This is a genomic window from Amycolatopsis sp. NPDC005961, from assembly GCF_040629235.1.
Classification (GTDB): Bacteria; Actinomycetota; Actinomycetes; order Mycobacteriales; family Pseudonocardiaceae; genus Amycolatopsis; species Amycolatopsis camponoti.
The window spans coordinates 1-5,440 of record NZ_JBEXVF010000148.1 but is presented as its reverse complement, the minus strand read 5'-3'; the positions used below and the strand labels follow the sequence as shown (position 1 = coordinate 5,440).

Below are 5,440 nucleotides of genomic sequence, written 5' to 3'. Positions count from 1 at the left end.
GTCCGGGGTCTTCTTGTAGAAGGCCGTGAACCGGTCTAGAACACTGTTTCCCACTCACGACCAGCCGCGGCACACCGGCTCAGTCGAGGTCGAGGTCGTCGATCAGGGCGAACATCTCGTCGTCCGTTGCCGACTCCAGCTTCTCCTCCACCGCGGTGACCGTGGCGGAGGCGCCGTTGACCCGGGCCAGCAGCTCCTGCAGCCGCGTACCCAACGTCGCCCGGGCCGAAGAGTCCGCCAGCAGCTCCGGCAACGCGAACTCCACCCGGTCCAGCTCCGCCAGCGCCGGGAGGATCGCCGCCGGGACGTCCGGGACCAGCTCGGACCTCAAGTACCCCACCAGCACCGTGGTCGACGGGTAGTCGAACAGCAGCGTCGCCGGCAGGCGCAACCCCGTGGCCGCGCCCAGGAGATTCCGCAGCTCCACCGCGCTCAACGAATCGAATCCCAGCTCCAAGAACCCGCGGTCCGGCTCGATCGCGTCCGGGCCTGCGTAGCCCAGCACCGTGGCCGCGTGCGTGCGGACCAGGTCCAGCAATGCTCCGTCGCGCTCCGCCTCCGACATTCCCGCCAGGCGGTGGGTCAGGCTGTCCACCGGGTCGGCCGGGGCCGTCGTCGCGCGGATCGCTCGGCGGACCGGGGTGCGGATCAAGCTGCGCAGGATCACCGGGATCGCGTCTTCGCCGACGCGGTCGCGCATCGCCTCCACCACCAGCCGCACCGGGAGCAGGACCGCCTCGTCGAGGGTGCAGGCCACGTCGAACAGGTCCAGTCCCTCCTCCGACGGCATCGGCTCGACGCCGCCGCGGGCCAGCCGGGACAGGTCCGCCTCGCCGAGCTTGCCGGTCATGCCGCTGCGCTCGGCCCACAGGCCCCACGCCAGCGACAGCCCCGGCAGCCCCTGCGCCCGGCGCACGTGCGCCAGCGCGTCGAGGAACGCGTTGGCCGCCGCGTAGTTCGCCTGGCCCGTGCCGCCGAACGTGCCGGCCAGCGACGAGAACACCACGAACCCGGCCAGGTTCATCCCGGCCGTCAGCTCGTGCAGGTGCCACGCCGCGTCGACCTTGGGCCGCAGGGCCGTGTCCAGCTGACGGGTCGTCAGCGCCGACACGACGCCGTCGTCGAGGACACCGGCCGTGTGCACCACCGCGGTCAGCGGATGCTCGGCGGGCACGGAAGCCAGCAGCGCGGCCAGCGAGTCCCGGTCGGCGACGTCACAAGCCGCCATGGTGACGTCCGCGCCCCACGCCGTCAGCTCGTCGACCAGCTCGCGGGCGCCTTCCGCGGCCGGTCCGCGCCGGCTGGTCAGCACCAGCCGCCGGGCGCCGCGGGCGGTCACCAGGTGCCGGGCGACGAGCGTGCCCAGCGTCCCGGTGGCGCCGGTGATCAGCACCGTGCCCTCGGGGTCCCACTCGGGGACCGGCGCCGGGCTGGTGGCCGGGACGCGCGCCAGCCGCGGCACCTGGATCGCGCCGACCCGGACCGCGACGTGCGGCTCGCCGCAGGCCACCGCGGACGGGAGCGCCGCGTAGGAGACTTCGCGGTCGTCGAGGTCGACCAGCACGAACCGGCCGGGGTTCTCCGACTGCGCGGAGCGGACCAGGCCGACGACGGCCGCCGTCGCGAGGTCGGTGATGCCTTCGCCGACCCGCGTCGCGATCGCGCCCCGGGTGACGAACACCAGCCGTGAACCGGCGAACCGCTCGCTCGCCAGCCACTCCTGCACCTGCTCCAGCGCGCCGTGCGTGGCCGTCCGGACCGCCCGCGCGACGTCTTCGTCCTCCTGCGGGCCGCTGGTCATCACGACCACCTCGGGCACCGGGGCACCCGCCGCCACGGCCGCGCCGAGCGCGTCGAAGTCCGGGTAGGACTCCACCGGGACGCCCGCCGTGCCGAGGGCCTTGGTGACGCGGACACCGACGTCGTGCCCGACGACCGCCCAGCGTTCCGCCGCAGAGTGGCTGACCGGGGTGATCGGGGCCATCACCCAGCCCACCCGGAACAGCGACTCGTGGTACGCCGAGCGCGCGACGTCGAGCTGCTCGGCCGAGACCGGCCGCAGCGTCAGCGCACCGATGGTGGCCACCGGCAGCCCGTCCTGGTCGGCGACCGCCAGGGCCACCGTGTCGTCGCCCTGCCCGGTCACGCGCACGCGCAGTGCCGACGCGCCACCCGCGTGCAGGGTCACGCCCGACCACGCGAACGGCAGCACCGCCCGGCTTTCGTCGCGCAGTGCCACGGTGTGCAGAGCCGCGTCGAGCAACGCCGGGTGCAGGCCGAAGCGTTCGGCTTCCGCCCGTTCCTCGTCCGGCAGGTCGACCTCGGCGAAGATCTCGTCGCCGGCGTTCCAGGCGCGGTGCAGCCCCTGGAACGCGGGCCCGTAGGCGAACCCGTTGGCCGCGATGCGGTCGTAGAGCCCGTCGAGGTCGATCGGCTCGGCGCCGGCCGGCGGCCAGGTCCCGGTCAGGTCACCGGCCGCGGGGGCCGCCGTCGCGGCGAGCGTGCCGCTGGCGTGCGTGGTCCACGGCTCGTCCTCCATGGCGTCGCCGGCGCGGGAGTAGATGTCGATCGAGCGGGTGCCGAACCGGTCGGGGCCGCCGACGGCGACCTGCAGCCGGACGCCACCGGTCTCCGGCAGCACCAGGGGCGCGGCGAGGGTCAGCTCCTCGACGCGTTCGCAGCCGACCTGGTCGGCGGCGTGCACGGCCAGTTCCATGAACGCCGTCCCCGGCAGCAGCACGCTGCCGAGCACGACGTGCTGCGCGAGCAGCGGGTGGCTGGTCGCCGACAACAGGCTCGTGAACAACGCGCCGTCGGAACCGGCCAGCGACACCGCCGCGCCCAGCAGCGGGTGGTCCGCTGCGCTGAGCCCGGCGCCGGTGACGTCGCCGGGCACGGCCGGGACGTCCAGCCAGTACCGCTCGCGCTGGAACGCGTACGTCGGCAGCTCGACGTGCCCGCCGCCGGCGAGCACCGCGGCCCAGTCGACGTCGGCGCCGGCGGTGTGCAGCCCGGCGAGCGCGACGAGCAGCGACCGTTCTTCGTCGTGTCCCTTGCGCAGCACCGATCCCACGCTCAGCTCGGCCGGTCCGGCGCAGTCCGGGACGAGCGCGGCCAGCACCGCGTCCGGGCCCAGCTCGACGAACCGGTTCACGCCTTCGTCGGCCAGCCGGCGGATGCCGTCGGCGAACCGGACGGCCTCCCGCACGTGCCGCACCCAGTACTCCGGCGTCGCGACGTCGCCGGTCGCCACGACCGGGATCCGCGGCGGCCGATAGGTGAGCCCCGCCGCGACCGCCGCGAACTCGGTGAGCATCGGGTCCATGAGCGGCGAGTGGAACGCGTGCGAGACGTCCAGGCGCTTGGTCTTGCGGCCGAGCGCCGCGAAGTGTTCCTTGAGGGCCAGCACGGCTTCGGTCTCACCCGAGACGACCACGGCTTCGGGCCCGTTGACCGCGGCCAGGGACACGCGCTCGTCGAGCAGCGGGACGACCTCGGCTTCGGGAGCGGCGATCGCGACCATGGCCCCGCCCTCGGGCAGCGCCTCCATCAGCCGGCCGCGCGCGGCGACCAGATTCGCCGCGTCGGCCAGCGAAAGCACCCCGGCGACGTGCGCCGCGGCCAGCTCGCCGATCGAGTGGCCGGCCAGGAAGTCCGCGCGGACGTCCCACGACTCCAGGAGCCGGAACAACGCGACCTCGACGGCGAACAACGCGGGTTGCGTGAAGCCGGTCCGGTCGAGCCGGGCCGGGTCGTCACCGAAGACGACGTCGCGCAGCGGCAGGTCGAAGTGCGCGCAGACCGCGTCGAAGGCGTCGGCGAAGACCGGGAACCGCTCGTACAGCTCACTTCCCATGCCGAGCCGTTGCGCGCCCTGCCCGGTGAACAGGAACGCCGTCCGCCCGGTGCGCGCGGTGTGCTGCCGTAGCCCGGCGGCGGGCCGGTCCGCGGCCAGCGCGGCCAGGCCGTCGCGCAGTTCGCCGAGGTTCTCGCCGACGATCACCGCGCGGTGCGCGAACTTCGCGCGGGCAGCCAAGGAACGGGCGACGTCAGCAGTGTCTACTTCGGACTCCGTGAACGTCAGCAGGCGCCGGGCCTGGCCGCGCAGCGCGGCTTCGGACCGGGCCGACACCGGCCAGACGCTGAACCGCTGCGACGTCACGGCTTCCGCCGGCTCGGCCACCGAGGGGGCCTCTTCGATGATCGTGTGCACGTTGGTGCCGCTGACCCCGAACGAGGACACCGCCGCGCGGCGCGGGTGGCCGTTCGCGGCCCACTCGACCGGCTCCGACAGCAGCCGCACCTGCCCGGCGGACCAGTCGATGTGCGGTGACGGCGTCTCGGCGTGCAGCGTGCGCGGCAGGACGCCGTTGCGCAGCGCCTGCACCATCTTGATCACGCCCGCGATACCGGACGCGGCCTGGGTGTGCCCGATGTTGGACTTCACCGAGCCCAGCCACAGCGGCCGTTCCCGGTCCTGACCGTAGGTCGCGATGAGCGCCTGCGCCTCGATCGGGTCGCCCAGCGTGGTGCCGGTCCCGTGCGCCTCGACGGCGTCCACATCGGACGGTGTCAGTGCCGCGTCGGCCAGCGCCGCGCGGATGACGCGCTGCTGCGCGGGCCCGCTCGGCGCGGTCATGCCGTTGGACGCGCCGTCCTGGTTGACCGCGCTGCCGCGCACGACCGCGAGCACCGGGTGCCCGTTGCGGCGCGCGTCGGACAGCCGTTCCACCAGCACCATGCCGACGCCCTCGGCCCAGCCCGCGCCGTCGGCGTCCGCGGAGAACGCGCGGCACCGGCCGTCCGGCGACAGCGCGCGCTGCCGGCTGAACTCGACGAACGTGTCGACCGAGGAGATCACCGTGACGCCGCCGGCCAGCGCGAGCTCGCACTCGCCGGAGCGCAGGGCCTTGACCGCCCAGTGCAACGCGACCAGGGACGACGAACACGCCGTGTCGACCGTGACCGCCGGGCCTTCCAGCCCGAAGGTGTAGGCGATCCGGCCGGACGCGACGCTGCCCGCGCTGCCGGTCGCCAGGTGCCCCTCGAACTCGCCGGGCGCGTGCCGCACCCGGGAGCCGTAGTCGTGGTAGTTGGAGCCGACGAACACGCCGGTCCGGCTGCCGCGCAGCAGCGCCGGGTCGATGCCCGCGCGCTCGACGGCCTCCCACGACGTCTCCAGCAGCAGCCGCTGCTGCGGGTCGATCGCGGGGGCCTCGCGTGGCGCGATCCCGAAGAACGCGGGGTCGAACTCCGCCGCGTCGTGCAGGAAGCCGCCGCCGCGCGTGTAGAACGTGCCGGGCTTGTCCGGGTCGGCGTCGAAGAGCCCTTCGACGTCCCAGCCGCGGTCGGCCGGGAAGTCGCCGCCCGCGTCGACGCCGTCGGCGACCCTGCGCCACACGGCGGCTGCTTACGATAGGAACATCACCACACAGAAAAA

1 protein-coding gene is annotated in these 5,440 nt (G+C 74.2%); it reads right to left on the bottom strand.

The features are described 5' to 3' along the window. Nucleotides 1-79 precede the first annotated feature (79 nt). Nucleotides 80-5,401 (bottom strand): type I polyketide synthase, encoded by a 5,322-nt coding sequence (locus ABZ342_RS48770; protein ID WP_360488887.1) that lies wholly within the window; start codon nucleotides 5,399-5,401, stop codon nucleotides 80-82. Between the last annotated feature and the right edge of the window lie 39 nt (nucleotides 5,402-5,440).